The sequence below is a fragment of the Streptomyces sp. NPDC050508 genome (assembly GCF_040655155.1).
Taxonomy (GTDB): Bacteria; Actinomycetota; Actinomycetes; order Streptomycetales; family Streptomycetaceae; genus Streptomyces.
In genome coordinates this window covers 69,015-92,693 of sequence record NZ_JBFAJJ010000022.1, presented here as the reverse complement: position 1 = coordinate 92,693, position 23,679 = coordinate 69,015, and the positions used below count along the sequence as shown (strand labels likewise).

24 protein-coding genes and 1 riboswitch are annotated in these 23,679 nt (G+C 71.2%); of the genes, 13 read left to right on the top strand and 11 right to left on the bottom strand.

Going from position 1 to position 23,679, the window contains the following annotated elements:
- Positions 1 to 86: 86 nt before the first annotated feature.
- From AB0I69_RS41620 to AB0I69_RS41610, 3 genes are all read right to left on the bottom strand, one after another.
- On the bottom strand, positions 87 to 482 hold the full coding sequence (locus AB0I69_RS41620; protein ID WP_355922421.1) for a DUF3040 domain-containing protein: 396 nt from the start codon (positions 480 to 482) through the stop codon (positions 87 to 89).
- A 277-nt stretch (positions 483 to 759) separates the two neighbouring features.
- Positions 760 to 1,530 carry a methyltransferase gene (locus AB0I69_RS41615; protein ID WP_363100990.1) on the bottom strand — a complete coding sequence of 257 codons (771 nt, stop codon included), beginning with the start codon at positions 1,528 to 1,530 and terminating at the stop codon, positions 760 to 762.
- A gap of 250 nt (positions 1,531 to 1,780) precedes the next feature.
- Positions 1,781 to 2,320, bottom strand: a complete 540-nt coding sequence (locus tag AB0I69_RS41610) for an SAV_6107 family HEPN domain-containing protein (protein ID WP_019062337.1) — start codon at positions 2,318 to 2,320, stop codon at positions 1,781 to 1,783.
- A 184-nt stretch (positions 2,321 to 2,504) separates the two neighbouring features.
- Between AB0I69_RS41610 and AB0I69_RS41605 the strand changes: the two genes are divergently transcribed.
- From AB0I69_RS41605 to AB0I69_RS41585, 5 genes are all read left to right on the top strand, one after another.
- Positions 2,505 to 3,197, top strand: coding sequence for an ATP-binding cassette domain-containing protein (locus AB0I69_RS41605; RefSeq protein ID WP_363100989.1), 693 nt, complete (start codon positions 2,505 to 2,507; stop codon positions 3,195 to 3,197).
- Positions 3,169 to 5,253, top strand: coding sequence for a YhgE/Pip domain-containing protein (locus tag AB0I69_RS41600; protein ID WP_363100988.1), 2,085 nt, complete (start codon positions 3,169 to 3,171; stop codon positions 5,251 to 5,253). Before AB0I69_RS41605 ends, AB0I69_RS41600 begins: the two co-directional genes overlap by 29 nt.
- Positions 5,254 to 5,315: 62 nt before the next feature.
- On the top strand, positions 5,316 to 5,945 hold the full coding sequence (locus AB0I69_RS41595; RefSeq protein ID WP_363100987.1) for a TetR/AcrR family transcriptional regulator: 630 nt from the start codon (positions 5,316 to 5,318) through the stop codon (positions 5,943 to 5,945).
- A gap of 365 nt (positions 5,946 to 6,310) precedes the next feature.
- Positions 6,311 to 6,949, top strand: coding sequence for a DUF4126 domain-containing protein (locus AB0I69_RS41590; RefSeq protein ID WP_363100986.1), 639 nt, complete (start codon positions 6,311 to 6,313; stop codon positions 6,947 to 6,949).
- Between the two features lie 46 nt (positions 6,950 to 6,995).
- A complete protein-coding gene (locus AB0I69_RS41585) occupies positions 6,996 to 8,507 on the top strand; it encodes an NAD(P)/FAD-dependent oxidoreductase (protein ID WP_363100985.1) in 1,512 nt (503 codons plus the stop codon).
- Positions 8,508 to 8,510: 3 nt separating this feature from the next.
- On the opposite strand, the gene AB0I69_RS41580 is transcribed toward AB0I69_RS41585, so the two are convergent.
- The 5 genes from AB0I69_RS41580 to AB0I69_RS41560 form a co-directional block, all read right to left on the bottom strand.
- Positions 8,511 to 9,515, bottom strand: coding sequence for a hypothetical protein (locus tag AB0I69_RS41580; RefSeq protein WP_363100984.1), 1,005 nt, complete (start codon positions 9,513 to 9,515; stop codon positions 8,511 to 8,513).
- A gap of 56 nt (positions 9,516 to 9,571) precedes the next feature.
- The gene (gene metF, locus AB0I69_RS41575; protein WP_363100983.1) at positions 9,572 to 10,495 is read right to left on the bottom strand and encodes a methylenetetrahydrofolate reductase [NAD(P)H]; all 924 of its coding nucleotides are present in this window, start codon (positions 10,493 to 10,495) and stop codon (positions 9,572 to 9,574) included.
- 111 nt (positions 10,496 to 10,606) lie between these two features.
- Complete coding sequence (gene thiE / locus AB0I69_RS41570; RefSeq protein ID WP_363100982.1) at positions 10,607 to 11,266, bottom strand: thiamine phosphate synthase; 660 nt, start codon at positions 11,264 to 11,266, stop codon at positions 10,607 to 10,609.
- A 104-nt stretch (positions 11,267 to 11,370) separates the two neighbouring features.
- A complete protein-coding gene (locus AB0I69_RS41565) occupies positions 11,371 to 11,742 on the bottom strand; it encodes an Rv2175c family DNA-binding protein (protein ID WP_363100981.1) in 372 nt (123 codons plus the stop codon).
- Positions 11,743 to 11,806: 64 nt separating this feature from the next.
- The gene (locus AB0I69_RS41560; RefSeq protein WP_363100980.1) at positions 11,807 to 13,036 is read right to left on the bottom strand and encodes an FAD-dependent oxidoreductase; all 1,230 of its coding nucleotides are present in this window, start codon (positions 13,034 to 13,036) and stop codon (positions 11,807 to 11,809) included.
- Between the two features lie 169 nt (positions 13,037 to 13,205).
- A riboswitch (TPP riboswitch) is annotated at positions 13,206 to 13,316 on the top strand.
- Between AB0I69_RS41560 and thiO the strand changes: the two genes are divergently transcribed.
- The 5 genes from thiO to AB0I69_RS41535 all read left to right on the top strand — a co-directional run bounded on the left by thiO (position 13,314) and on the right by AB0I69_RS41535 (position 18,550).
- A complete protein-coding gene (gene thiO / locus AB0I69_RS41555) occupies positions 13,314 to 14,495 on the top strand; it encodes a glycine oxidase ThiO (protein ID WP_363100979.1) in 1,182 nt (393 codons plus the stop codon). It overlaps the preceding riboswitch by 3 nt.
- On the top strand, positions 14,492 to 14,692 hold the full coding sequence (gene thiS / locus AB0I69_RS41550; RefSeq protein WP_363100978.1) for a sulfur carrier protein ThiS: 201 nt from the start codon (positions 14,492 to 14,494) through the stop codon (positions 14,690 to 14,692). Before thiO ends, thiS begins: the two co-directional genes overlap by 4 nt.
- A gap of 3 nt (positions 14,693 to 14,695) precedes the next feature.
- Positions 14,696 to 15,490, top strand: coding sequence for a thiazole synthase (locus AB0I69_RS41545; RefSeq protein ID WP_363100977.1), 795 nt, complete (start codon positions 14,696 to 14,698; stop codon positions 15,488 to 15,490).
- A 173-nt stretch (positions 15,491 to 15,663) separates the two neighbouring features.
- Positions 15,664 to 17,598, top strand: a complete 1,935-nt coding sequence (gene pknB / locus AB0I69_RS41540) for a Stk1 family PASTA domain-containing Ser/Thr kinase (protein WP_363100976.1) — start codon at positions 15,664 to 15,666, stop codon at positions 17,596 to 17,598.
- 34 nt (positions 17,599 to 17,632) lie between these two features.
- A complete protein-coding gene (locus AB0I69_RS41535; RefSeq protein WP_363100975.1) occupies positions 17,633 to 18,550 on the top strand; it encodes a deoxyribonuclease IV in 918 nt (305 codons plus the stop codon).
- Here AB0I69_RS41535 and AB0I69_RS41530 read toward each other — a convergent pair.
- On the bottom strand, positions 18,545 to 19,159 hold the full coding sequence (locus AB0I69_RS41530; protein WP_363100974.1) for a sulfite oxidase-like oxidoreductase: 615 nt from the start codon (positions 19,157 to 19,159) through the stop codon (positions 18,545 to 18,547). The genes AB0I69_RS41535 and AB0I69_RS41530 overlap by 6 nt on opposite strands.
- 158 nt (positions 19,160 to 19,317) lie before the next feature.
- On the opposite strand from AB0I69_RS41530, the gene bfr reads away from it, so the two are divergent.
- Complete coding sequence (gene bfr, locus AB0I69_RS41525) at positions 19,318 to 19,794, top strand: bacterioferritin (protein ID WP_019062355.1); 477 nt, start codon at positions 19,318 to 19,320, stop codon at positions 19,792 to 19,794.
- 9 nt (positions 19,795 to 19,803) lie between these two features.
- Here bfr and AB0I69_RS41520 read toward each other — a convergent pair whose 3' ends face one another.
- Positions 19,804 to 20,028 carry a (2Fe-2S)-binding protein gene (locus AB0I69_RS41520; RefSeq protein ID WP_363100973.1) on the bottom strand — a complete coding sequence of 75 codons (225 nt, stop codon included), beginning with the start codon at positions 20,026 to 20,028 and terminating at the stop codon, positions 19,804 to 19,806.
- Positions 20,029 to 20,163: 135 nt separating this feature from the next.
- Positions 20,164 to 21,516, bottom strand: a complete 1,353-nt coding sequence (locus AB0I69_RS41515; protein WP_043675465.1) for a class II 3-deoxy-7-phosphoheptulonate synthase — start codon at positions 21,514 to 21,516, stop codon at positions 20,164 to 20,166.
- Between the two features lie 84 nt (positions 21,517 to 21,600).
- On the opposite strand from AB0I69_RS41515, the gene AB0I69_RS41510 reads away from it, so the two are divergent.
- Positions 21,601 to 21,669 (top strand): trp operon leader peptide, encoded by a 69-nt coding sequence (locus AB0I69_RS41510; RefSeq protein WP_082319554.1) that lies wholly within the window; start codon positions 21,601 to 21,603, stop codon positions 21,667 to 21,669.
- Positions 21,670 to 21,766: 97 nt separating this feature from the next.
- The gene (locus AB0I69_RS41505; RefSeq protein WP_363100972.1) at positions 21,767 to 23,647 is read left to right on the top strand and encodes an anthranilate synthase family protein; all 1,881 of its coding nucleotides are present in this window, start codon (positions 21,767 to 21,769) and stop codon (positions 23,645 to 23,647) included.
- The last annotated feature ends 32 nt before the right edge of the window (positions 23,648 to 23,679 follow it).

Below are 23,679 nucleotides of genomic sequence, written 5' to 3'. Positions count from 1 at the left end.
TGAGTGAGGGGGTGACCACCGGTTCGGTGGTCACCCCCTCACTCATGTCTTGAGGAGCGCCTCGCGTCTGGAGAAGCCGGCCGCTGCTACTGGCCCTGTTGCTCGTCGCGGCGGCGCTGCCAGCGCTGCTCGATACGATCCATCACCGAGCGCCGCTGCCGTCCCTGACGGCGGGCGTGCGGAGCGCCTGCGGCGGGCTGTTCGCCAGGCTTGGGGGCCTTGCGCCAGCCGGTCACGGCGAGTACCGCACAGCCCAGCATGACGAGGAATCCCACCACGCTGACCCAAATCTGCTGTGCGACCATTCCTGCCATGAGGAGCGCAATACCTACGAGGAAGCCGGCCACCGCCTGGTAGACCCGTCGCCGGGTGTACGTGCGCAGCCCGCTTCCCTCAAGCGCTGTCGCGAACTTGGGATCTTCGGCGTACAGCGCTCGCTCCATCTGCTCGAGCATTCGCTGCTCGTGCTCCGAGAGCGGCACGGAGTCCTCCTCATCGTGCAGTCGCCGGGGCGACCCGGGGGGTCCCTTCAGGATAGGCAGGGAATCGCCCCCGTGAAACCCGCCCCTCTACGCCAATTGACCAACCGGAATCCGCCATGGCCGTTCCGGCTCGCTGAAGCTTCCATTCCCCAGCGGCCGTCCCGTCATGCCGGGCGGTCTCCCTCGATCATACGGCGCCGGGCCCCCGATCGGGGGGCCTGTGGCGTACTCCATGTGCTGTCGAGCCCCTGATCAGGGGTCCGGCACGGGAGGCCACTCACGCCTCGACCGCACCCCGAGTCTCGCCGAGCACATGAAGCTGCGTGGCCACGGAGTGGTACGCCGGGAGCTCGGCCGCCGCGGCCTCCAGCTTCAGCAGCGCGTCCAGGGCGCCGGGCTCGGTGTCCACGAGCACTCCGGGCACCAGGTCGGCGAAGACCCGCACCCCGTGCACGGCGCCCACGTCGAGGCCCGCGCCCCGGACGAACGCGGTGAGCTGTTCGGCGGTGAAACGGTGCGGGACGGGGTCGGCGGCGCCCCAGCGGCCGTTCGGGTCGCCGAGGGCCTGGCGGGCCTCCGTGAAGTGGCCGGCGAGGGCGCGCGCGAGCACGGCGCCGCCGAGCCCGGCGGCGAGCAGGCTGAGGACGCCCTCGGGGCGCAGGGCGGCCACCACGGTGCGGACGCCCTCGGCGGGGTCGTCCACGTACTCCAGGACGCCGTGGCACAGCACCGCGTCGTAGCCGCCGCGCTCGACCACGTCGAAGAGGCCGTGGGCGTCACCCTGGACGCCCTGCACGCGGTCGGCGACACCGGCCTCGGCGGCGCGGCGCTCCAGCGCGAACAGCGCGTTCGGGCTGGGGTCGACGACGGTGACGCGGTGACCGAGGCGGGCGACGGGCACCGCGAAGTTGCCGCTGCCGCCTCCGGTGTCGAGGACGTCCAGCACGTCCCGACCCGTGGCCTTGACCCGGCGGTCGAGGGCGTCCTGAAGGACGTCCCAGACCACGGCGGTACGGAGGGAGGCGCGGGGGCGGCTCGGGTCCGACACGGCAGTTGACTCCTCGGCGCGGCACCGCCTGTGCACGGCGGAGCGAACGGGCTGCCTCCCCGGTCCCGGCATGGGTGGAGGGAAGGCTTCAGGCGCCCTCCACCCTATTGCCTCCGGTGCCGTACCTGAGCGCTCCGCTGGTAGAGCGGTGATGAACCTGCCGGCCGGTGGGGGCTGGTCGCGGCCACGCGGCGGAGCCGCATATCGATACAGCCCCGCGCCCCTTCGGGGCGCTTCGCCCGGGCGCCACTCACCCGGCGCGGTCCCCCGGCCGCTCCGGGTCCTGGCGTGGCTGGGGCAGGACCGGCTGGAGGACCAGCATGCGCTCGACGAGGCGCAGGAACATCGCCACGTCGCGTATGAGGTCGTCGGCGTCCCGGCGGGTCGCCGCGCCCTGGATGCCCGCCTCGGCCCGCGCGCGGCGCCGGGCTCCGGAGGCGAACAGGGCGCTCCACTCGGTGAGTTCGGGCGCGATCTCGGGGAGCACTTCCCAGGCGCTGCGGATACGGCCGCGACGCCGGGCCGTGGGCTCCGGCTGGACCCGCGCGGCGAGTACCGCGGCGGCGGTGCGCAGGGCGGCCAAGTGGGCTGTGGCGTAGCGCTCGTTCGACGTTTCGAGGACGGCTGCCTCGTCCAGTCCCGCACGGGCCTGGGCCAGGAGGTCGAGGGCGGCGGGCGGGGCCGTGGCCCGGCGGAGCACGGGGTGTACGTCGCTCGCCGGGCCGGTCAGTGAGGGGGCAGGGCCGGCGGCGCGGCGCCGACGGGCGGCGGCTGCGGACGGGTGGGCCATGACGAACCTCCTGTCGTCGTGTGACGGCACGCCCAGTCAGGTAGTGCCGTATGTGCCCATCGTGAGGTATGGCACTGACAATCCGTTCTGACCTGCGCTTTTGCTTCGATCGAAGGTTCGCGTTAGTTTTTGCACTGACCAGTCAGTTCAAAGAGTTCGCTTTGCGGGCAGGGGGCGGGGAACCGTGGGTGGGGTCGGTGTCACGGCCGAGGACTTCGGGCTCAGGGGGCCGCGCGGCTGGGCGTTCCGGGGGATCTCCCTGGACGCCGGGCCCGGGTCTCTGATCGCCGTGGAGGGGCCGTCCGGGTCCGGGCGTACGAGCCTGCTGCTCGCGCTCACCGGACGGATGAAGGCGTCCGAAGGGACCGCCACCGTGGGCGAGTTCACGCTGCCGAAGCAGTCGGCGGCCGTACGGCGGGTCAGCGCGCTGGCCAATGTCGCCGGGGTCACCGACCTCGATCCGGCGCTGACCGTGGGCGAGCATCTGCGCGAACGGGCGCTGCTGCAACGGCGGTTCGGGGACTCCGTACGTGGACTGCTCCGTCCGCGTGCCGAGCGGGCCGTCGAGGCGGGGCTGCGGATCGAGCGGGCTCTGACCTCCGCCGGGCTCGACCGCGAGGCGCTGCCCAAGGGCTCGCGGACCGCCGTACGGGATCTGGAACGGCCGCAGGAGGTGCGGCTGTCCATCGCGCTGGCGCTCGTCGGGCGGCCGGCGCTGCTCGGTGTGGACGACGTCGATCTCAAGCTCTCGGATGCCGAACGGGCCGAGATCTGGGACCTGTTGAGGTCGCTCGCCGAAGCCGGAACGACAGTCGTGGCAGTGTCCACCGAGGGGACGGAGAAGGCCGATGCACGCGCCACGACTGGCCGCGCTTGAGCTCAGGCGCTTCGGCAGGGGGAAGCTGCCGCGCGCCGCGCTCGTCGCCCTCCTGCTGCTGCCGCTGCTGTACGGCGCCCTGTACCTGTGGTCCTTCTGGGACCCGTACGGCCGCCTGGACCGCATCCCCGTGGCGCTCGTCAACGACGACAAGGGGGCGAGTGCCGACGGGAAGAAGGTCACCGCGGGCGACGACATCACCGAAGGGCTGCGCGCCAGCGGGACGTTCGAGTGGCACGAGGTGAGTGCGGCCACCGCGCGGAAGGGCGTCGAGGACGGCACGTACTACCTGTCGCTGACCATGCCCGCCGACTTCAGCAGGCGTGTCACCTCCAGTGCGGGCGACTCCCCGGAGACGGGCGCGCTCCAGGTGCGGACGAACGACGCGAACAACTACATCGTCGGGCAGATCTCCCGGACGGTGTTCAGCGAGGTGCGGTCGGCCGCGTCCACCAAGGCCTCGCGGACCTTCCTGGACCGGATCTTCGTCTCGTTCTCCGACATCCACGGCCAGACCGTGAAGGCGGCTGACGGCACCGACCAGCTCAAGGGCGGCATCGGTACCGCCGAGGAGGGCTCCAAGGATCTCGCCGACGGCCTGAAGGACGCCAAGAAGGGCAGCGGCAAGCTCTCCAAGGGCCTGAAGAAGCTCGACACGGGCGCGGGCGACCTGGCGGACGGCTCGCGGCAGGTCGCGGCGGGGACGCAGACCCTCGCCGACACGGTCAACGGGGTCGCCGACAAAGTGGGCCCCTTCCTCAAGGACAACGAGAAGACCATCGGGGACACGGCTCAGTTGGTCGCCGACTCGGCCAAGACCATCCGCGCCAACCTGGGCACCCTCGCGAAGACCGCTCCGGTCGCCGCCAAGGGCGCGCACGCGGCCTCGGACACCCTGGCCGAGGTCTACAGGGCGCGCTGCGAAAGCGTCGTCCTGAAGGATGACGCCTGTCCCGACCTGAAGAAGGCCGCTACGGCCGCCTCCGATGTGGCGAAGGTCGCCGACGACGTGAACAGCCTGGTCGCCGACCAGAACGGCGACCTGAAGAAGCTCGACGCCAACCTCGCCACGCTCCAGACGCAGGCCCAGGCGCTCGCCGACCGCGCCCCGCACCTCTCCGAGGACCTCGACGACGCGGTGGCCAAGGTCAACAGGTTGAACGACGGAGCCTCGAAGGTCGCCGCGGGCGCCAGGACCCTGCACACCGGGCTCGGCACGGCCAAGACCGGTGCCGCCGACCTGGACACCGGTGTCGGCAGGCTCAGGACGGGTGCCGTGGACCTCAACGGCGGCCTGTACAAGCTCGTCGACGGCTCCGGGAAGCTCGCCGGCGGTCTGCACGACGGCGCCGCGCAGATCCCGGACTACGACAAGCAGGACCGCGACCAGCGCACCGGCGTCATGGCCGACCCGGTCCAACTGGCCACCCAGGACCTGCACAAGGCGCCCAACTACGGCACCGGATTCGCCCCGTACTTCATCCCGCTCTCCCTGTGGGTGGGCGCGATGGTGGCGTACATGCTGATCGCGCCCATGAACCGACGCGCGCTCGCCGCCGGCGCCTCGGCCTGGCGGATCGCGCTCGCGGGCTGGCTGCCCGTGGTGGCGGTCGGGGTGCTCCAGACCGTGGCCCTGATGGCCGTACTGCACTGGGCGATCGGCCTGGAGATGGCACACACGGCCGGCACGATCGGCTTCCTGTTCCTGGTGACGGCGTGCTTCGCGGCCATCGTGCAGTGGCTGAACGCACGCTTCGGGGCGGCGGGCCGGATCCTCGTACTCGCCCTGCTGATGCTCCAGTTGACGTCGGCGGGCGGCACCTATCCGGTGCAGACCAGCCCGGGCTTCTTCAACGCGATCCATCCCTTCCTGCCGATGAGTTACATCGTCGAGGCCCTACGGAGGCTCATCACGGGCGGTGGCCTGGGACCCGTGTGGCACGCGTGCGTGGTGCTCGTCGCCTTCACCGCGGGCGCGCTCGCGCTGACCGCGCTGTCCGCGCGCCACCGCCAGGTGTGGACGCTGGACCGGCTGCACCCGGAGCTGAGCCTGTGACCCGGCCCAGGACCTCGGCACCCGTGCCCGCGGCAGGAACCGGGCCTGTGACAATCAGGCCCATGGAAAGCAGCAACACCCCGTCGGGCGGCAGCACGCGCCGCGAGGCCACCCGGCAGAAGCTCTACGAGGCGGCCGTCACACTCATCGCCGAACAGGGCTTCTCGGCCACCACGGTGGACGAGATCGCCGAGCGTGCCGGGGTCGCGAAAGGCACCGTCTACTACAACTTCGCGAGCAAGTCCGTCCTCTTCGAGGAGCTGCTGCGGCACGGCGTGGGCCTTCTCACCGCCTCGCTCCGGGAGGCGGCCGAGCAGACGGCCCGGGACGGCGGCAGCAAGGTGGACGCCCTGGACGCGATGATCCGCGCGGGCCTCGGCTTCATCGCCCGCTACCCGTCCTTCACGCAGCTCTACGTGGCCGAGCTGTGGCGCACCAACCGCGCCTGGCAGCCCACGCTCATGGTGGTGCGGCAGCAGGTGAACGCCGCCATCGAGGACGTGCTGCACGCGGGCGTGGCGGGCGGCGAGTTCAGCCCTGAGATCGATGTCCGGCTGACCGCCGCCGCGCTGGTCGGGATGGTCCTGGTGGCCGCCCTGGACTGGCAGTCGTTCCAGCCGGAGCGCTCCCTGGACGACGTCCACTCGGCGCTGTCCCGGCTGCTCCAGGGGCGGGTGAGCGGGGGCAACTGAGCGCACACACAGAAGCGCCGGTCCGTTGTGGCCGCGTCCCCCGCGGGCCGCCTCGAACCGGCGCTTCCTTGTGCTTCCCCCGTACGTTCCCCCCGTTGGAACCCCCGTCGGTCAGTCCCCCGGGTTCCCCCGTGCCTCGCTTCCGCCGAAGGTTCGGCGGAAGGAGCGGCCAAGGGCGCGGGCCCCGTTCCGCCGCCCCGTGTCGGCGGTTCCGGAGCCGCGCCCCTTTCCGTGTCTCCACTCTCTCGTTCGCGCAGGTCGCACCCCATCCGCGCGCGTACTCATCTCACTCCCTAGGTACGGATACTCAGCCGTACGCACTCAGGCCCAGGACGCCATGTTGCCGAGTGGTTACTATCGCCTCCGTGTCCGTACTCCCCCTGGTCTTCACCAGCGGCTGGGCCAGCGGCATCAACGCCTACGCGGTGGTGCTGCTGCTCGGGATCTTCGGCGCGACCGGAGTGACCGACGCGGTCCCCGAGTCGCTGCAACGCCCTGAGGTCCTCGTCACAGCGGGCGTGCTGTTCCTGTGCGAGGCGGTCGCCGACAAGATCCCCTACGTCGACTCCGTGTGGGACTCCGTGCACACGGTGATCCGGCCGGCCGCAGGGGCGTGGGTCGGGGCGGTGCTCGCCGGTCACAGCGGTTCGATGAACGATGTGGTGGCGGGACTGATCGGCGGTTCGTCGGCGCTGGCCAGCCATACCGTCAAGGCCGGGACGCGGATGGCGATCAACACCTCGCCCGAGCCGTTCAGCAACGTGATCATGAGTTTCGCGGAGGATCTCGGGGTCGGCGGGATCGTGTCGTTCGCGATGTTCCATCCCCAGGCAGCGGCGATCATCGCGGCCGTGCTGCTGGTGGCCGGGCTCACGGTCCTGTTCTTCCTGATCTCGCGGATCCGGCGCTTCCTGCGCCGCCGGGCCCAGCGCCGGGAGGAGAAGCAGCTCGCCGCGCAGGTGGGACATCCTCCCGGACGGCCACCGGACCAAGATCCCTGGTGACCGCCCGCGGCCGGGACTGTCAGTGGCGGCCGATAAAGTCGCAGGCATGGCACGGATTGCGGTGATCGGCGCCGGCATGGGCGCGATGGCGGCCGCTGCCCGGCTGGCCGTCGCGGGCCACCGGGTGGCGGTCTACGAGCGTACGGAGACGTACGGCGGTGCGGTGCGCCGCTTCGAGCGGGACGGGTTCTCCTTCGACACCGGCCCCGGGCTGCTGGCCGTGCCCGCGGTCTACCGCGACCTGTTCGTCAAGACCGGCAAGGAGCCGCTGGAGGACCTGGTCGAGCTGGTCCAGGTCGACCCGTCGTCCCGGCACGTCTTCGCGGACGGCACGGCGGTGTCGTTGCCGAACGCCTCCCGCGCGGGCGTCGTCACGGCCCTGGACGAGGCTCTGGGCGGCGGCGCGGGACAGCGCTGGGGCGACTTCCTGATCCGGGCCCGCGAGGCCTGGGACCGTACCCGCAGGCCCCTCCTGGAGGAGCCGTTGTGGCCCAACTGGTCGGTGCTGGCCGAGCAGGAGCCGTATCCGGCGGTCCCGCACAAGAAGCTGCTGCGCACGCGCAGGGCGAGCACCCTCGCCGAGATCGGCGCCTGGGAGCTGCGTGACGACCGTCTGACGGCCCTCTTGGAGAGCCACGCTCTCGCGTACGGCCTGCACCCCCGGTCCGCTCCGGCGAGCGCGGCCGTGCTGCCGTACATGGAGCATGCCTTCGGTACCTGGTATGTGCGGGGCGGTATGCGGGAGTTGGCGCGCGCGGTGTACGAGCGGTGTCTGGCGAGGCGGGTCGAGTTCGTCTTCGGGGCCGAGGTCACCCGGGTGCTGGAGAAGGACGGGCGGGCGGCGGGGATCGAGCTGGCCGACGGTCAGGTGGTCGACGCGGACCATGTCGTCGCCGATGTGGACCCGGCGCGGCTGCGGACCCTGACGGAGCGTCCGCTGGACGAGGACGGTGATGTGCGGGCCGACCCGGACTCACCCCGGCCGGTGCGGTTCACGCTCCTGCTGGCCCTGCGCGGCCCGCGCGAGGACGGAGCCGTGCATCGGACGGTCGTCCACGCGCCGGACCGCGAGGCCGAGTTGGACTTCCTGGCCTCCCCCGGCGGCGACGAGCCCCGCTGTCCCACGGTGACGGTGCTGCGCCCCGACGACCCCCCGCTCCGGCCGGACAGCGCGCACGAGTCCGCGGTGGTGTCCGCCGTGCTGTCGAGCGAGGCCGGCTGGGAGGACGAGAGGACGGTCCGGCGGTACACGGACTTCCTGCTCGAAGCCGCCGGACGGGCCGTTCCGGGGCTGCGGGAGCGCCTGTTGTGGCACGAGGTGCGCGGACCCGAGGACACGGTGAGCGAGACCGGCGCTCGCTTCGGCGCCGTGCCCGCTCCGTCGCTCGCCGCCGGGCAGGGCCGTTTCCTGCATCCGGCGAACACCACACGCCTGCCCGGGCTCTACCGGGTCGGCGGCTGGTCCCACCCCGGCGGCGGTCTCCCGCACGCCGGCATGTCGGGGGCGCTGGTCGCTGGACTGATCGTGGAGGGGCCGCAGTTCAGAGGGTCTCAGTAGGCTTCAGAAACGGTACTGCTCGTCGTAGCCGGCGCCCGACTGCGGCTGCTGCTGCGGCTGTTGCTGGCCGTCGCCCTGGTAGGGGTACTGCTGCTCCGCCGGGAGTTCGCCGCCGTAGGTCTCGTCGTTGCGCTGCTGCGGGACCCACACGCCGCCGGCCGGGGTCTCGGCGACATAGCCGCCGTTGCCGTACTGGTCCTGTGTGTAGCCCTGCTGGGGATACTGCTGCTGGCCGTCGTAGCCCGTGTCGTACGTGGCGCCGCCGTAGGTCTGCGTGCCGATGTACGGGTCGGAGTAGGCCGCGTACTGCTGCTGGCCGGTCGTGTCGTAGCCGTACTGCTGCTGGTCGTAGCCCGAGTAGCCGTCGTAGTTGTAGTTCTGGTCGCCAGCCTGGGCCGCAGCCGCGTAGGCCTGGTCCTGGGTCTGGCCCGCGGTGGCGTACGCCTGGTCCGTGCCCGTGTACTCGGGGTCGGTGGCGTTCGCGTACGCGGCGGTGTTGTAGACGCCGTAGGAGCCGGTGTCGTCGGGCAGGGGCTGCGGCTCGTAGACCGAGGTGGTCTCGGCGGCCGTCGGGTCGACGGGGCGGTTCGGGGTGAAGACGTCGTCGCGGTCGTAGTCGTCGTCCCGGCCGTAGGCGGCCTTGTTCTGGCCGTACTCCTGGAAGCCGCCGCCCGTGTCGAGACCGGAGGCCTCAAGGCCCGGATCCTGCTCGTCCGGTTCGCCGCCGCGGCGCTTGCTGCCGCCCGCGCCCGGTCGCCCGGAGACCGCCCAGCCGGCGTCGAAGCCGCTGCGGAACGACAGGGTGACGTAGGTCTGGCCGACGGCGAAGGCCACGGCACCCAGGCCGATCACGACGACCGAAGCCATCAGCACCCCGAGCACGACGCCCAGGAAGCCCACGAAGGCGAGCAGCCGCCAGCGCAGCCTTGCCTTGTACTGCAGCAACACCTCACCGAGCAACCACAGTGCGACGATGCCGAACGCGATGTAGAGGACCGTCCAGCCCATGTACGCCCCTCTCCCAGTGGCCGCTACGCAGTGTGTCGTATGTCCGGGCGGCCGGTCTAGGCCCGCGGTGGGTGGTGCAGGCCCAGGTTCTCGTAGATTTCCAGCGTCGCCGTGGAGTTGTTGAGCGTAATGAAGTGCAGTCCTGGCACTCCCTCGGCCAGCAGCCGGGCACAGAACTCCGTGGCGAACTCGATCCCGATCGAGCGTACAGCCGCGGGATCGTCTTTGGCTGTGAGGATTCGCTCTTTCAAACCCTCCGGGATGGCGGCGTTGCTGAGCTGCGGCAACCGCTCCAGCATCCGGACGCTGGTCACCGGCATGACCTCGGGGATGACCGGGGTGCCGCAGCCCGCGGCCTCGACGCGGTCGCGCAGCCGAAGATACGACTCCGGCTGGAAGAACATCTGGGTGATCGCGTAGTCGGCGCCGGCCCGGCACTTGTCGACGAAGTGCGCGACGTCCGTGTCCCAGTCCGGGGAGCGCGGGTGCAGCTCCGGGAAGGCGGCGACACCGACGCAGAAGTCGCCCGACTCCTTGATGAGCCGGACCAGTTCGGCCGCGTACGTCAGCCCCTGCGGGTGCGCCACCCAGTCGGCCATGGGGTCGCCTGGCGGGTCGCCGCGCACGGCGAGGATGTTGCGGATCCCGGCGTCGGCGTACTGGCCGATGATGTTGCGCAGTTCGGCGACGGAGTGGTTGACCGCGGTCAGGTGGGCGACCGGGGTGAGCGTGGTGTCGGCGACGATCTGCTCGGTCTCCTTGACGGTGCCCGCGCGGGTCGAGCCGCCGGCGCCGTAGGTCACGGAGACGAAGTCGGGGGCGACGGCCTCGACCCTCCGCAACGCGCTCCACAGGTTCCGCTCGCCCTTGGGGGTCTTCGGCGCGGAGAACTCGAACGAGTACGTCCTCTTGCCGGTCGCGAGCATGTCGCGCACAGTTCGTGCGCGATCAGTCCTGGTGGATGCGGTTCCGAAGGCCATACCCGCAGGTTAGTCAGGGGGCGGCGGTCACCCAACCGGAACCGGAAATTTGCCTGATTTGTCGCCCTGTTGTCCACCCACCGGACACCAGCGCGACCATATGGACAGCCGTCAGAGCTGCCGGAGCCGCTTCGCGAACTCCGCCGCCGCCGCGCCGGGGTCGTCTGCCTCCGTGATCGCCCGTACGACGACGACCCGGCGGGCGCCCGCTTCGAGCACCTCGTCGAGGTTGCCGAGGTCGATGCCGCCGATGGCGAACCAGGGGCGGTCGGTGCCCAGGGCGGCCGTGTACCGGACGAGGTCGAGGCCGGGGGCGTGGCGGCCGGGCTTGGTGGGGGTCGGCCAGCACGGGCCCGTGCAGAAGTAGTCCACGCCCTCCTGGACGGCGGCTGCGGCGGCCTCCTGCTCGGCGTGGGTGGAGCGGCCGGTCAGGACGTCCTCGCCGAGGATCGCGCGGGCCGCGGGCACCGGGAGGTCGCCCTGGCCCAGGTGCAGTACGTCGGCGCGGGCGGCGTGGGCGACGTCCGCGCGGTCGTTGACCGCGAGGAGCCTGCCGTGCCGGGCGCAGGCTTCGGCGAAGACCTGGAGGTGCTCCAGCTCCTCGGCGGCCTCCATGCCCTTGTCGCGCAGCTGCACGATGTCGACCCCGCCGGCCAGGACCGCGTCCAGGAACTCCGCGAGGTCGCCCTGGCGCCGGCGGGCGTCCGTGCAGAGGTAGACCCGGGCGTCGGCGAGTTCCGCGCGGGTGGCGGCTGCGGCGGTGTCGGGCATGCGGGTGTCCCCCGTTGTCGTTGCGTGGTGGTGTCGCGTACGGGCCGCGGGCAGGGCCTCTTCGAGCAGGTCCCCGCGGCCCGTACACCGGTCGGTCGTCCGGGTCAGACGGCGAGCGCCTGGGCGCGGCGCTTCACCTCCGTGCCGCGATTCTCACTCAGCGCCTGCGCGGGGGTGCCGGGCAGGCTCGGGTCGGGGGTGAAGAGCCATTCGAGCATCTCTTCGTCGGAGAAGCCGTCGTCCCGCAGGAGCGTCAAGGTCCCGGTGAGGCCCTTGACGACCTTCTGCTCGGCCCCGTCGATGAAGGCGGCGGGGACGTGCAGCGCGCGGTTCTCACCACGGCGTACGGCGATGACTTGGCCGTCCTTGACCAGCTGCCGCACGCGCGTCACCTCGATATCGAGCATCTCTGCGATGTCGGGCAGCGTGAGCCAGGCGGGGACGAGAGCTTCGGTCTTTGCGTCAATCTCGGTCACGTAAACAGCGTGCCATCCCGGACTGACAGTCGGAAGTCGGGCCGGTCCGACCCGGGGGGACGAACTAGGCGATAGCCGCCTTCATCGGGAGAGAAGCGTCCGCCAGCAGCTCGGGATTCACCGGGGTCGCCGACTCGATCAGACGGCGGCCCTGGGCCAGGTCACGGGGGCGGCCGACCGCCAGGAGGGCCACCAGACGGTCCCCGCGCAGCCAGCAGACGCTCCACGCCGGGGCGGACGGGTCGCCGCGCCACAGGGTGGTGTCGGCGGACGCGTGGTGGCCGGCGTACTGGACGAACCGGCCGAACTGCTCGGACCAGAAGTACGGCACCGGGTCGTAGACCGCCGGGGTCTCCCCGACGATGTTCGCGGCGACCGTGCGCGGGCCCTGGAGGGCGTTGTCCCAGTGGTGGACGAGAAGTCGCTCGCCGTACCTTCCCGAAGGGAAGGAGGCGCAGTCGCCGACCGCGTACACGTCCGGTACCGAGGTGCGCAGCCCGTCGTCGGCCAGGACCTCGCGGTGTGCGCCCAGTTCGATGCCGGAGCCCGTCAGCCAGGCGGTGGCGGGGCGGGCGCCGATGCCGACCACCACGGCGCCGGCGGGCAGCCGTGAGCCGTCGTCGAGGACCACCGTGCCGGGTTCGATGCGCTCCACGCGTGCGTGCGTCCGCAGCGAGGCTCCGGCGTCGGCGTACCAGGCGGCCATCGGCGCGGCCACCTCGGCGGGCAGCGCGCCCGCCAGCGGCCGGTCGGCGGCTTCTACGACGGTCACCGCGCAGCCCGCCTCGCGCGCGGCCGTGGCGAACTCGGCGCCGATCCAGCCCGCGCCGACGACCACGATGTCGTGCTGCCGGGCGAGCACGGGCCGCAGCCGCTCGGCGTCGTCCAGGGTGCGGAGCAGATGCACGCCGGGGATGCCGTCGGCGCCCGGCAGCCGGATCGGTTCGGCACCGGTGGCGAGGACGAGGACGTCGTAAGGCACCGGCCCTTCAGCCGTGTCCAGTTCGTGGTCGGCGGGGCGCAGGCCCAACACCTCGCGCCCCAGCTGCACTTCGATGCCGAGCGCCTCGAAGTCGACGTCGAAGGCGGAGCCCTCGGCCTTGCCGAGCAGGACGGCCTTGGACAGCGGGGGCCGGTCGTACGGCTGATGGGGTTCGGCGCCGATCAGGGTGACGGTGCCGGTGAAGCCCTGTTCCCGGAGGGCGACCGCGGTCTGCACCCCGGCCATGCCCGCGCCGACGACGACCACGCGCCGCCCTGCTGTCGTGCCCTGTTCCCGCGTCTGCTCACTCACTCGATCACCATAGACACCTGACAATTTGTCAGTCAGCGGGCGCGTCAGGTGACCTGTTCCACACCGCTCGTCCCGCCGCCGTGTCGCGACGTCGCCGCCCGCGGACTCGGCCCAGGTCTCGCGGAGGCTCCCTTACCGACACATACGGCACGGGCTAGGGTGGCCGAGGTAAAGCACTCGCGGGAGTCCGGACGACCGGGCTGAGAGGGAGGCTGGCGGCCTCCGACCGTACGAACCTGATCCGGGTCATGCCGGCGAAGGGAGGGGCTGGACGCCCATGCCTACACGTAGCTCAGACGTCCTCGTCGTCGGGGGCGGGATCATCGGCCTGGTCACGGCCTGGCGCGCGGCTCAACGCGGGTTCGCCACGGCCGTAGTGGACCCCGAGCCGGGCGGCGGGGCCGCCCAGGTGGCCGCCGGGATGCTGGCCGCCGTCACCGAACTCCACTACGGCGAGCAGACCCTGCTCGCCCTGAACCTCGCGTCGGCGCAGCGCTACCCGGACTTCGCGGCCGAGCTGACCGACCTCACCGGCCTCGACCTCGGCTACCGCCGCTGCGGCACGCTCGCTGTCGCCCTGGATGCCGACGACCGCGCCCATCTGCGCGAACTGCATGCCCTGCAGCACCGGTCGGGCCTGGACTCCGAGTGGCTGTCCGGGCGCGAGTGCCGACGCCTGGAGCCGATGCTCGCGCCGGGCGTGCGCGGGGGGCTCAGGGTCGACGGCGACCACCAGGTCGACCCGCGGCGGCTGGCGGGCGCGCTGGTGGCCGCCTGCGAGCGCGCCGGGGTCGTCTTCCACCGGACGTGGGCCGAGCGGCTCACGGTCGAGCGGGACCGCGCCACGGGGGTCGTCACGCGCGAGGGCGAGGCACTGGGCGCGGGCGAGGCACTGGGCGCGGGCCAGGTGGTCCTCGCCGGCGGCAGCCTCAGCGGGCGGCTGAAGGGGGTCCCTGACGACGTCCTGCCACCCGTACGGCCGGTGAAGGGGCAGGTGCTGCGGCTGACCGTGCCGGAGCGCTACGCGCCGTTCCTGAGCCGCACCGTGCGGGCCGTGGTGCGCGGCAGCCACGTGTACCTGGTGCCGCGCGAGAACGGCGAACTGGTCGTCGGCGCGACCAGCGAAGAACTGGGCTGGGACACAACCGTGACAGCCGGCGGTGTCTACGAACTGCTGCGCGACGCCCACGAGCTGGTCCCCGGCATCACCGAACTGCCGCTCACCGAGACCCGGGCCGGACTGCGCCCCGGCTCCCCCGACAACGCGCCGCTGCTCGGCCCGACCGAACTTCCGGGACTGCTGCTGGCCACCGGGCACTACCGCAACGGCGTGCTGCTCACCCCGGTCACCGGCGACGCCCTGGCACACGCGCTGACCACCGGTGAACTCCCGGACGAGGCACGCCCGTTCACACCGAGGCGATTCGGCGCCGGAGCACTCCTGGAGCAGCCCGTATGAACGTCTCCGTCAACGGAGAGCCCCAGGAGATCGCTCCCGGCACGGCTCTCGACACCCTCGTGCGGACCCTGACCCCGTCGCCCTCCGGCGTGGCCGCCGCCCTCAACGAAACCGTCGTCCCGCGCGCGGAGTGGCCGTCGACGTCCCTCTCCGAGGGAGACCGCGTCGAGGTCCTCACCGCCGTCCAAGGAGGCTGACCCATGGCCGACGACCCCTTCGTCCTCGGTGGTACGTCCTTCACGTCCCGGCTGATCATGGGCACCGGCGGTGCGCCCAGCCTCGACGTCCTGGAGCGCGCGCTGGTGGCCTCCGGTACGGAGCTCACGACGGTCGCGATGCGGCGCGTAAACGCTTCCGTGCACGGCTCGGTGCTGTCCGTCCTGGAGCGGCTCGGTATCCGGGTGCTGCCCAACACCGCGGGCTGCTTCACGGCGGGCGAGGCGGTGCTGACGGCGCGGCTGGCGCGGGAGGCGCTCGGGACGGACCTGGTCAAGCTGGAGGTCATCGCGGACGAGCGGACACTGCTGCCGGACCCGATCGAGCTGCTCGACGCCGCCGAGACCCTGGTCGACGACGGTTTCACGGTGCTGCCGTACACGAACGACGATCCCGTGCTGGCGCGGAAGCTGGAGGACGTCGGGTGTGCGGCGATCATGCCGTTGGGGTCACCGATCGGTTCCGGGCTCGGTATCCGCAACCCGCACAACTTCCAGCTGATCACCGAGCACGCGCGTGTGCCGGTGATTCTGGACGCGGGGGCGGGTACGGCGTCCGACGCGGCGTTCGCGATGGAGCTGGGGTGTGCGGGGGTGATGCTCGCCTCGGCGGTGACGCGGGCGCAGGAGCCGGTGTTGATGGCGTCGGCGATGCGGAGCGCGGTGGAGGCGGGGAGGTTGGCGTTCCGGGCGGGGCGTATCCCTCGTCGGCATTTCGCAGAGGCGTCCTCTCCTGCGGAGGGCCTGGCACGGTTCGACCCTGAACGCCCGGCCTTCTGATCTCCCACCCGCGCACCACCCGTTTCCAGTCCGTCGAGTGGTGAACCTTTCCCGTGGGGGTCCCGCCGTCGGCGGCTGGCCGTGCGTGGGATGCGTCACAGGTCCGCTGCAGTACCGCCCCGATCCTGGCCGAAAAGGCGGTGCTGTCAGCGTCGGCTCGTACACTCACCTGCGTGGATACGACCCTTCATGACCCTCTCGTCGGGCAGTTGCTCGACGGCCGGTATCGCGTCGACGCGCGGATCGCCGTCGGCGGGATGGCCACGGTCTACCGGGCCGTGGACACCCGCCTGGATCGGGTTCTCGCGCTCAAGGTGATGCACCCGGGGCTGGCGGCCGACGCCCACTTCGTCGACCGGTTCATCCGCGAGGCCAAGTCGGTCGCGCGGCTGGCGCATCCGAACGTGGTGCAGGTCTTCGACCAGGGCGCCGACCGGTCGTACGTCTATCTGGCGATGGAGTACGTCGCCGGCTGCACCCTGCGCGACGTCCTGCGTGAGCGCGGGGCGCTGCAGCCGCGGGCCGCGCTGGACATCCTGGAGCCGGTGCTCGCCGCGCTCGGTGCCGCGCACCGGGCCGGGTTCGTGCACCGGGACATGAAGCCGGAGAACGTGCTCATAGGGGACGACGGCCGGGTCAAGGTCGCCGACTTCGGGCTGGTCAGGTCCGTGGACACGGTCACCAGCACCACGGGGTCCGTGCTCGGCACGGTGTCGTATCTCGCGCCGGAGCAGATCGAGGGCACCACCGCCGACCCCCGGGTCGACGTGTACGCGTGCGGTGTCGTCCTGTACGAGATGCTGACCGGCCAGAAGCCGCACGACGGGGACTCCGCCGCGATCGTGCTCTACAAGCACCTGCACGAGGACGTCCCGCCGCCCTCGGCGCTCGTGCCGGGGCTGGCGTACGAGCTGGACGAGCTGGTCGCCACCGCCACCGCGCGCACCCCGGACCTCCGGCCCTACGACGCGGTCGCGCTGTTCGGTCTTGTCCGCGAGGCGCGGTCGAGGCTGAGCGCCGAGCAGCTGGACGCGGTGCCGCCGCAGGCGCTGACCTCGGAGTATCCCAACGCCGAGAACCGTACGAGCGTGATCCCGCGCTCGCTGACCGTGCCGCGTCCGCTGCCCGTGAACGAGGACGACGAGCCCGGTGACCCCTTCAACCGGACCAGCCGGTTCGAGAGCGGGCCGCCCATGCCGCCCCGGCGGCGCGAGGCGCGGCGGCCCCGGCGCGGGCTGCTGGCCATCGTCGCCGCCCTGCTGCTGATCGTCGGGGTCGGGGCCGGGGTCTGGTACATCAACTCCGGCCAGTTCACCAAGGTCCCGCCGCTGCTGGCGAAGACCGAGACGCAGGCGAGGGAGCGGCTGAAAGACGCCGGTCTCGACGTGAAGTCGGTCAAGCATGCCTACAGCGACACCGTGAAGCGCGGCACCGTCATCAGCACCGACCCGGTGGCCGGCGCCCGCATCCGGGACAACGACTCGGTGGCTCTGACCGTCTCGGACGGCCCGGAGACCGTGAAGGTGCCCGGTCTGGAGGGCTACGCCCTGGGCAAGGCGCAGGCCCTGCTGAAGACGGACGGGCTGGCGGCCGGCATGGTCACCAGGGAGTTCAGCGACGACGTCCCCAAGGGCTTCGTCATCAGCACGGACCCGACGGCGGGCACGAAACGCCACGCGGGCTCGGCGATAGCCCTGACCGTCAGCAAGGGCAGCGCGATCGACGTGCCCGACGTCACCGGTGAGGACCTGGACGAGGCGAAGTCGGACCTGCAGGACGCCGGTCTCAAGGTGACGGTTTCGGCCACCGAGATCACCTCGGAGTACGACGCGGGCCAGGTCGCCCAGCAGACCCCGGCCGGCGACAGCCAGGCCGCCGAGGGCGACACGGTGACGCTGACGGTGTCCAAGGGCCCGGAGATGGTCGAGGTCCCGAGCGTGGTCGGCGCGAGCGTCGACGCCGCGACGAAGCTCCTTGAGCAGTCCGGCTTCAAGGTCAAGGAGGACCGGGGCATCCTGGGCCTGTTCGGCGACACAGTGAAGAGCCAGTCCGTGGACGCGGGCGAGCAGGCCGCCAAGGGGTCGACGATCACGATCACCATCCGGTGACGGGGGCGGCACGCGCGCGTGACACCCTGGCCGGGTGAGCACCCAGCACCTCTCCCCCACCGCCCCCGGGCTCCCCTCCCCCGCCCCTCGGCTCCTTTCCCGCAACCCCGTCGGCGGCCATGTCCCCGTGGCCGGCGGCCTCCACTCCGTGGGCCTGTCCTACGCCCGTGAGCTGGCCGCCGAGACCGTGCAGGTCTTCGTCGCCAACCCGCGCGGCTGGGCGACGCCGGTCGGGAACCCGCGCCAGGACGAGGAGTTCCGCGCGGCCTGCGAGGCCGACTCGATCCCGGCGTACGTGCACGCCCCGTACCTGATCAACTTCGGCTCGCACACCGAGGCCACCGTAGAAAAGTCCGTTGATTCGCTACGGCACTCGCTGCGGCGCGGGCGGGAGATCGGGGCGCTCGGCGTCGTCGTGCACACCGGGAGTGCGACGGGCGGGCGGGAGCGGTCCGTGGCGCTGGCCCAGGTGCGGGAGCATCTGCTGCCGCTGCTGGACGAGTTGACCCACGACGACGACCCGTTCCTGCTCCTTGAGTCGACGGCCGGTCAGGGCTCGTCCCTGTGCTCCCGGACCTGGGACTTCGGGCCGTACTTCGAGGCGCTGGACGCGCATCCGAAGCTGGGCGTGTGCCTGGACACGTGCCACATCTTCGCCGCCGGGCACGACCTGACCGGCCCGACCGGCATGCATCAGACGCTCGACCTGCTGGTGGACACGGTCGGTGAGGGACGGCTGAAACTGATCCACGCCAACGACTCCAAGGACGTCGTCGGCGCCCACAAGGACCGCCACGAGAACATCGGCTCCGGGCACATCGGCGAGGATCCGTTCCGCGCGCTGATGACCCACCCGGCGACCGCGGGCGTACCGCTGATCATCGAGACGCCCGGCGGCAGGGAAGGGCACGCGGCGGACGTGGAGCGGCTGAAGAAGCTCAGGGACTCATAGCTCGGGACCCTCGCCGGGTCCCTCCTGGTACGAGTACCGCTGCTCCTGCCAGGGGTCGCCCACGTTGTGGTAGCCCCGCTCCTCCCAGAAGCCCCGCCGGTCCGCCGTCATGTACTCGACGCCGCGGACCCACTTCGGGCCCTTCCAGGCGTACAGGTGGGGGACGACCAGGCGGAGCGGGAAGCCGTGTTCCGCGGTGAGGAGTTCGCCGTCCTTGTGGGTGGCGAAGATGGTGCCGTCGGCGGCGAAGTCGGCGAGCCGGAGGTTGGCGCTGAAGCCGTACTCCGCCCACACCATCACATGGGTGACGGCCGCTGCCGGCGGGGCGGTCTCCAGGATGGTGCGGGCGGGGATGCCACCCCATTCGGCGCCGAGCATGCTGAACTTCGTGACGCAGTGCAGGTCGGCCACGACCGAGTCGTAGGGCAGGGCCGTGAACTCTTCGTGGTTCCAGCAGTGCTTGTCACCGTCGGCCGTAGCGCCGAAGACCCTGAACTCCCAGCGCTCGGGGCGGAACTTGGGCACCGGGCCGTAGTGGGTGACCGGCCAGCCGCGCTGGAGCCGCTGGCCCGGTGGAAGCTCGGGCTGTTCGACCCCTCTCTGACCCATGACTCCATCCTGACAGACCCGGGGCGATGCACATGACCGGCTCTGGGCGGATTCGGGCAACTCCTACTAAGCATGCACTTACTGGACGGCCTCTTCGCGCCGGTGCAATCATGCGGCGCAACCCGCCAGTTCCCCCCGTTTTGGAAGGAGCCTCTGCGATGCAGGGCGACCCCGAGGTCCTTGAGTTCCTGAACGAGCAGCTCACCGGTGAGCTGACCGCGATCAACCAGTACTGGCTGCACTACCGCATCCAGGACAACAACGGCTGGACCAAGCTCGCCAAGTACACGCGTGAAGAGTCCATCGACGAGATGAAGCACGCGGACAAGATCACCGAGCGCATCCTGATGCTCGACGGTCTGCCGAACTACCAGCGGCTGTTCCACGTGCGGGTCGGCCAGACGGTCACCGAGATGTTCCAGGCGGACCGGCAGGTGGAGGTCGAGGCGATCGACCGCCTCAAGCGCGGGATCGAGGTGATGCGCACGAAGGGCGACATCACGTCGGCCAACATCTTCGAGGACATCCTTGAGGACGAGGAGCACCACATCGACTACCTCGACACGCAGCTGCAGCTGATCGAGCAGCTCGGCGAGGCGCTCTACATCGCGCAGCAGATCGAGCAGCCCAGCTAGGGTCTGCCCCTAAGCGGCTTCGTCCAGGTCGGCGAAGACCGGCGCGCCCTCTTCCGCGAGATCGCGGCGCGGGCAGCTGCCGCGGCCGAGGATCGCCTGGATCCGGCGGACGCACGAACCGCAGTCGGTACCGGCCTTGCAGGCGGAGGCGATCTGGCGGGGCGTGCAGGCACCCCCACCCGCGTGCTGCTGGACCTGCGCCTCGGTCACCTGGAAGCAACTGCAGACGTACACGCGGATTCACCTCCCGCCGGAACTTGATAAGGCCAACCTAACCTTACCCGGCCCGCAGGAGCTGTAAAAGTGCCGTGGGGCGGGGATCGTATGTGATCCCCGCCCCACGGCATACTGCTGTAACAGGTGAAACCGCTACTGGTCCCTGTACATCTCGGCGACGAGGAAGGCCAGGTCGAGCGACTGGCTGCGGTTCAGCCGGGGGTCGCAGGCCGTCTCGTAGCGCTGGTGCAGGTCGTCGACGAAGATCTCGTCGCCGCCGCCCACGCACTCGGTGACATCGTCGCCGGTGAGCTCGACGTGGATGCCGCCCGGGTGGGTGCCGAGGCCCTTGTGGACCTCGAAGAAGCCCTTCACCTCGTCGAGCACGTCGTCGAAGCGGCGGGTCTTGTGGCCGGAGGCCGCCTCGTACGTGTTGCCGTGCATCGGGTCGGTGATCCAGGCCACGGTCGCGCCGGACGCGGTGACCTTCTCGACCAGCTCGGGCAGCTTGTCGCGGACCTTGTCCGCGCCCATCCGCACGATGAAGGTGAGCCGGCCGGGCTCGCGGTCCGGGTCGAGGCGCTCGATGTACTGCAGCGCGTCCTCGGCGGTCGTCGTCGGGCCGAGCTTGATGCCGATCGGGTTGCGGATCTGGGAGGCGAACTCGATGTGCGCGCCGTCCAGTTGACGGGTGCGCTCGCCGATCCACACCATGTGCCCGGAGACGTCGTAGAGCTTGCCGGTGCGGGAGTCGACCCGGGTCAGGGCCGACTCGTAGTCCAGCAGGAGCGCCTCGTGCGAGGCGTAGAACTCGACGGTCTTGAACTCCTCCGGGTCGGTGCCGCAGGCCCGCATGAAGTTCAGCGCGTTGTCGATCTCCCGCGCGAGCTGCTCGTAGCGCTGGCCTGACGGGGACGACTTCACGAAGTCCTGGTTCCAGGCGTGCACCTGGCGCAGGTCGGCGTAGCCGCCGGTGGTGAAGGCGCGGACCAGGTTGAGCGTGGAGGCGGACGCGTTGTACATCCGCTTCAGGCGCTCGGGGTCCGGGATGCGGGACTTCTCGTCGAAGGCGAAGCCGTTGACCGAGTCGCCGCGGTACGTCGGCAGCGTCACGCCGTCACGGGTCTCGGTGCCCTTCGAGCGCGGCTTCGAGTACTGGCCGGCGATACGGCCGACCTTCACGACCGGCACCGAGGCGGCGTACGTGAGTACGGCGCCCATCTGGAGCAGGGTCTTCAGCTTGTTGCGGATGTGGTCGGCGGACACCGCGTCGAAGGCCTCGGCACAGTCGCCGCCCTGGAGGAGGAACGCCTCTCCCTTGGCGACGGCCGCCAACCGGGCGCGCAGCTGGTCGCACTCGCCCGCGAAGACGAGCGGCGGATACGACGCGAGGTCCGCGATCACTGCGCGCAGAGCCTCGGTGTCGGGGTACTCGGGCTGCTGCGCCGCGGGCAGGTCTCGCCAGGTGTTGCCAGCGCTCGCGCTGGTCTTAGCGTTCACGGTCACGCCCTCAACATTACGGGGTCGTGTCGAGCAATTTTCGCGCGGCTCGACAGGTGAGATGCCCGCGCGCTCAGGTGGGCGTGGGGTATGGTGCCTCGCATGTTCGCGCATTCGACTCAGAACTGGTGGTGGACCGCTCATCCGGCGGCCCACTGACTGCGCGTACTCGACCGTACTTCGCAAAGGCCGCCCGAGGGGCGGCCTTCGGTGTGTCCGGGGTCCGTTCCTCTCCACGAGAAGGAACCAGGGACCCATGCATCTGGACGACCTGCTCCGCGACTCCCGCCCGTTCGCCCTGCTGCGCCGTCGCACTCCGGGCCACGACCAGGACGTGATCGAGGTCATGATCGGCCCGGTCGCCTCCTACGACCGTCTCGCCGACCTCCCCGACGAGGGCCTGGCCCTGATCCCCTACCGCCAGATCCGCGAACGCGGCTTCGACGTCCGCGACGACGGCACCCCGCTGACCTTCCTCACCCCCGAGGAGTCGTACGAGATCCCGCTCGCCGACGCCCTGGAGCAGTTGCCCGCGCACGACGTCCGGGTCGAGGGCGGGGGCTTCGACGTCGACGACGAGGCGTACGGCGAGATCGTGGGGCGGGTGCTGCGGGAGGAGATCGGGCGGGGCGAGGGCGCCAACTTCGTCATCCGGCGGACGTACGAGGGGGAGATCCCGGGGTACGGCAGGGCCGACGCGCTGGCGTTGTTCCGGCGGCTGCTGGTGGGTGAGCGGGGTGCCTACTGGACGTTCGTCGTGCACACCGGGGAGCGGACGCTCGTGGGCGCGAGCCCCGAGGTGCACGTCCGGATGTCCGGCGGGACCGTCGTGATGAACCCGATCAGCGGGACGTACCGCTATCCGGCCGAGGGGCCGACGCCCGAGCACCTGCTCTCCTTCCTCGCCGACGGCAAGGAGATCGAGGAGCTGTCGATGGTCGTCGACGAGGAACTCAAGATGATGTGCACGGTCGGCGACATGGGCGGGGTCGTGGTCGGCCCGCGCCTGAAGGAGATGGCCCATCTCGCGCACACCGAGTACGAGTTGCGCGGCCGTTCCTCGCTGGACGTGCGCGAGGTCCTGAAGGAGACGATGTTCGCGGCGACCGTCACCGGGTCGCCCGTGCAGAACGCCTGCCGGGTCATCGAGCGGCACGAGGTCGGCGGGCGCGGCTACTACGGCGCCGCCCTGGCCCTGCTCGGCCACGACTCCGGCGGCGCCCAGACCCTCGACTCCCCCATCCTCATCCGCACCGCCGACATCGACACGGCCGGCCGGCTGCGGGTGCCGGTCGGCGCCACCCTCGTCCGCGGTTCGGACCCGGCGAGCGAGGTCGCGGAGACCCACGCGAAGGCGGCGGGAGTGCTGGCGGCTCTGGGCGTACGACCGTCCCGGCCCCGGGACGAGGACTCGCGTCCCCGGCTGGCCGACGACCCACGCGTGCGTGCCGCGCTCGACGGTCGCCGCACCTCCCTCGCCCCGTTCTGGCTGCGGATGCAGGAGCGGTCCGAGGAGCTGACCGGGCACGCGCTGGTCGTCGACGGGGAGGACACCTTCACGGCGATGCTCGCGCACGTGCTGCGGTCGAGCGGGCTCAATGTGACCGTGCGGCGGTACGACGAGGAAGGGCTGCGGGAGGCGGTGCTCGCGCACGAGGGGCCCGTGGTGCTGGGGCCGGGGCCGGGTGACCCCTCCGACATGGCCGACCCGAAGATGCGGTTCCTGCGGGCGCTGACCGCCGAGGTCGTCCGGGAGAACCGGCACGGCGTCCTCGGCGTGTGCCTCGGGCACGAGCTGATCGCGGCGGAGCTGGGCCTGGAGATCGTACGGAAGGAGGTTCCGTACCAGGGGGCGCAGACGGTGATCGATCTGTTCGGGCGGGAGGAGACCGTCGGCTTCTACAACAGCTTCGTGGCGCGCTGCGACGACGAGGCCGCCGTCGAGCTGGGTGCCCATGGCGTGGAGGTGAGCCGGAGCGGGTCGGACGAGGTGCATGCGCTGCGCGGTCCCGGGTTCGCCGGGGTGCAGTTCCACCCCGAGTCCGTCCTGACGCTCAACGGGGCAGTTGTCGTACGGGAGTTGGTGGGTCAGCTGCGTGGGACGAGCGCGGGGTCGGTGGAGCGCCGGACGGGCTGAGTTGCCCGGCCGACGCCCGGAGTGCGGCCACG

Bases quoted from the DNA above. Each gene is read 5' to 3' on its own strand.
- AB0I69_RS41580 (WP_363100984.1), bottom strand. From the start codon at position 9,515: ATGGGCTGGACGGTCCTCTACATCGCGTTCGGCATCGTCGCACTGTGG.
- AB0I69_RS41585 (WP_363100985.1), top strand. From the start codon at position 6,996: ATGGCACGGATTGCGGTGATCGGCGCCGGCATGGGCGCGATGGCGGCC.
- AB0I69_RS41545 (WP_363100977.1), top strand. From the start codon at position 14,696: ATGGCCGACGACCCCTTCGTCCTCGGTGGTACGTCCTTCACGTCCCGG.
- AB0I69_RS41600 (WP_363100988.1), top strand. From the start codon at position 3,169: ATGCACGCGCCACGACTGGCCGCGCTTGAGCTCAGGCGCTTCGGCAGG.
- AB0I69_RS41530 (WP_363100974.1), bottom strand. From the start codon at position 19,159: ATGGGTCAGAGAGGGGTCGAACAGCCCGAGCTTCCACCGGGCCAGCGG.
- bfr (WP_019062355.1), top strand. From the start codon at position 19,318: ATGCAGGGCGACCCCGAGGTCCTTGAGTTCCTGAACGAGCAGCTCACC.
- thiE (WP_363100982.1), bottom strand. From the start codon at position 11,266: ATGCCCGACACCGCCGCAGCCGCCACCCGCGCGGAACTCGCCGACGCC.
- thiO (WP_363100979.1), top strand. From the start codon at position 13,314: ATGCCTACACGTAGCTCAGACGTCCTCGTCGTCGGGGGCGGGATCATC.
- AB0I69_RS41610 (WP_019062337.1), bottom strand. From the start codon at position 2,320: ATGGCCCACCCGTCCGCAGCCGCCGCCCGTCGGCGCCGCGCCGCCGGC.
- AB0I69_RS41505 (WP_363100972.1), top strand. From the start codon at position 21,767: ATGCATCTGGACGACCTGCTCCGCGACTCCCGCCCGTTCGCCCTGCTG.
- metF (WP_363100983.1), bottom strand. From the start codon at position 10,495: ATGGCCTTCGGAACCGCATCCACCAGGACTGATCGCGCACGAACTGTG.
- AB0I69_RS41595 (WP_363100987.1), top strand. From the start codon at position 5,316: ATGGAAAGCAGCAACACCCCGTCGGGCGGCAGCACGCGCCGCGAGGCC.
- thiS (WP_363100978.1), top strand. From the start codon at position 14,492: ATGAACGTCTCCGTCAACGGAGAGCCCCAGGAGATCGCTCCCGGCACG.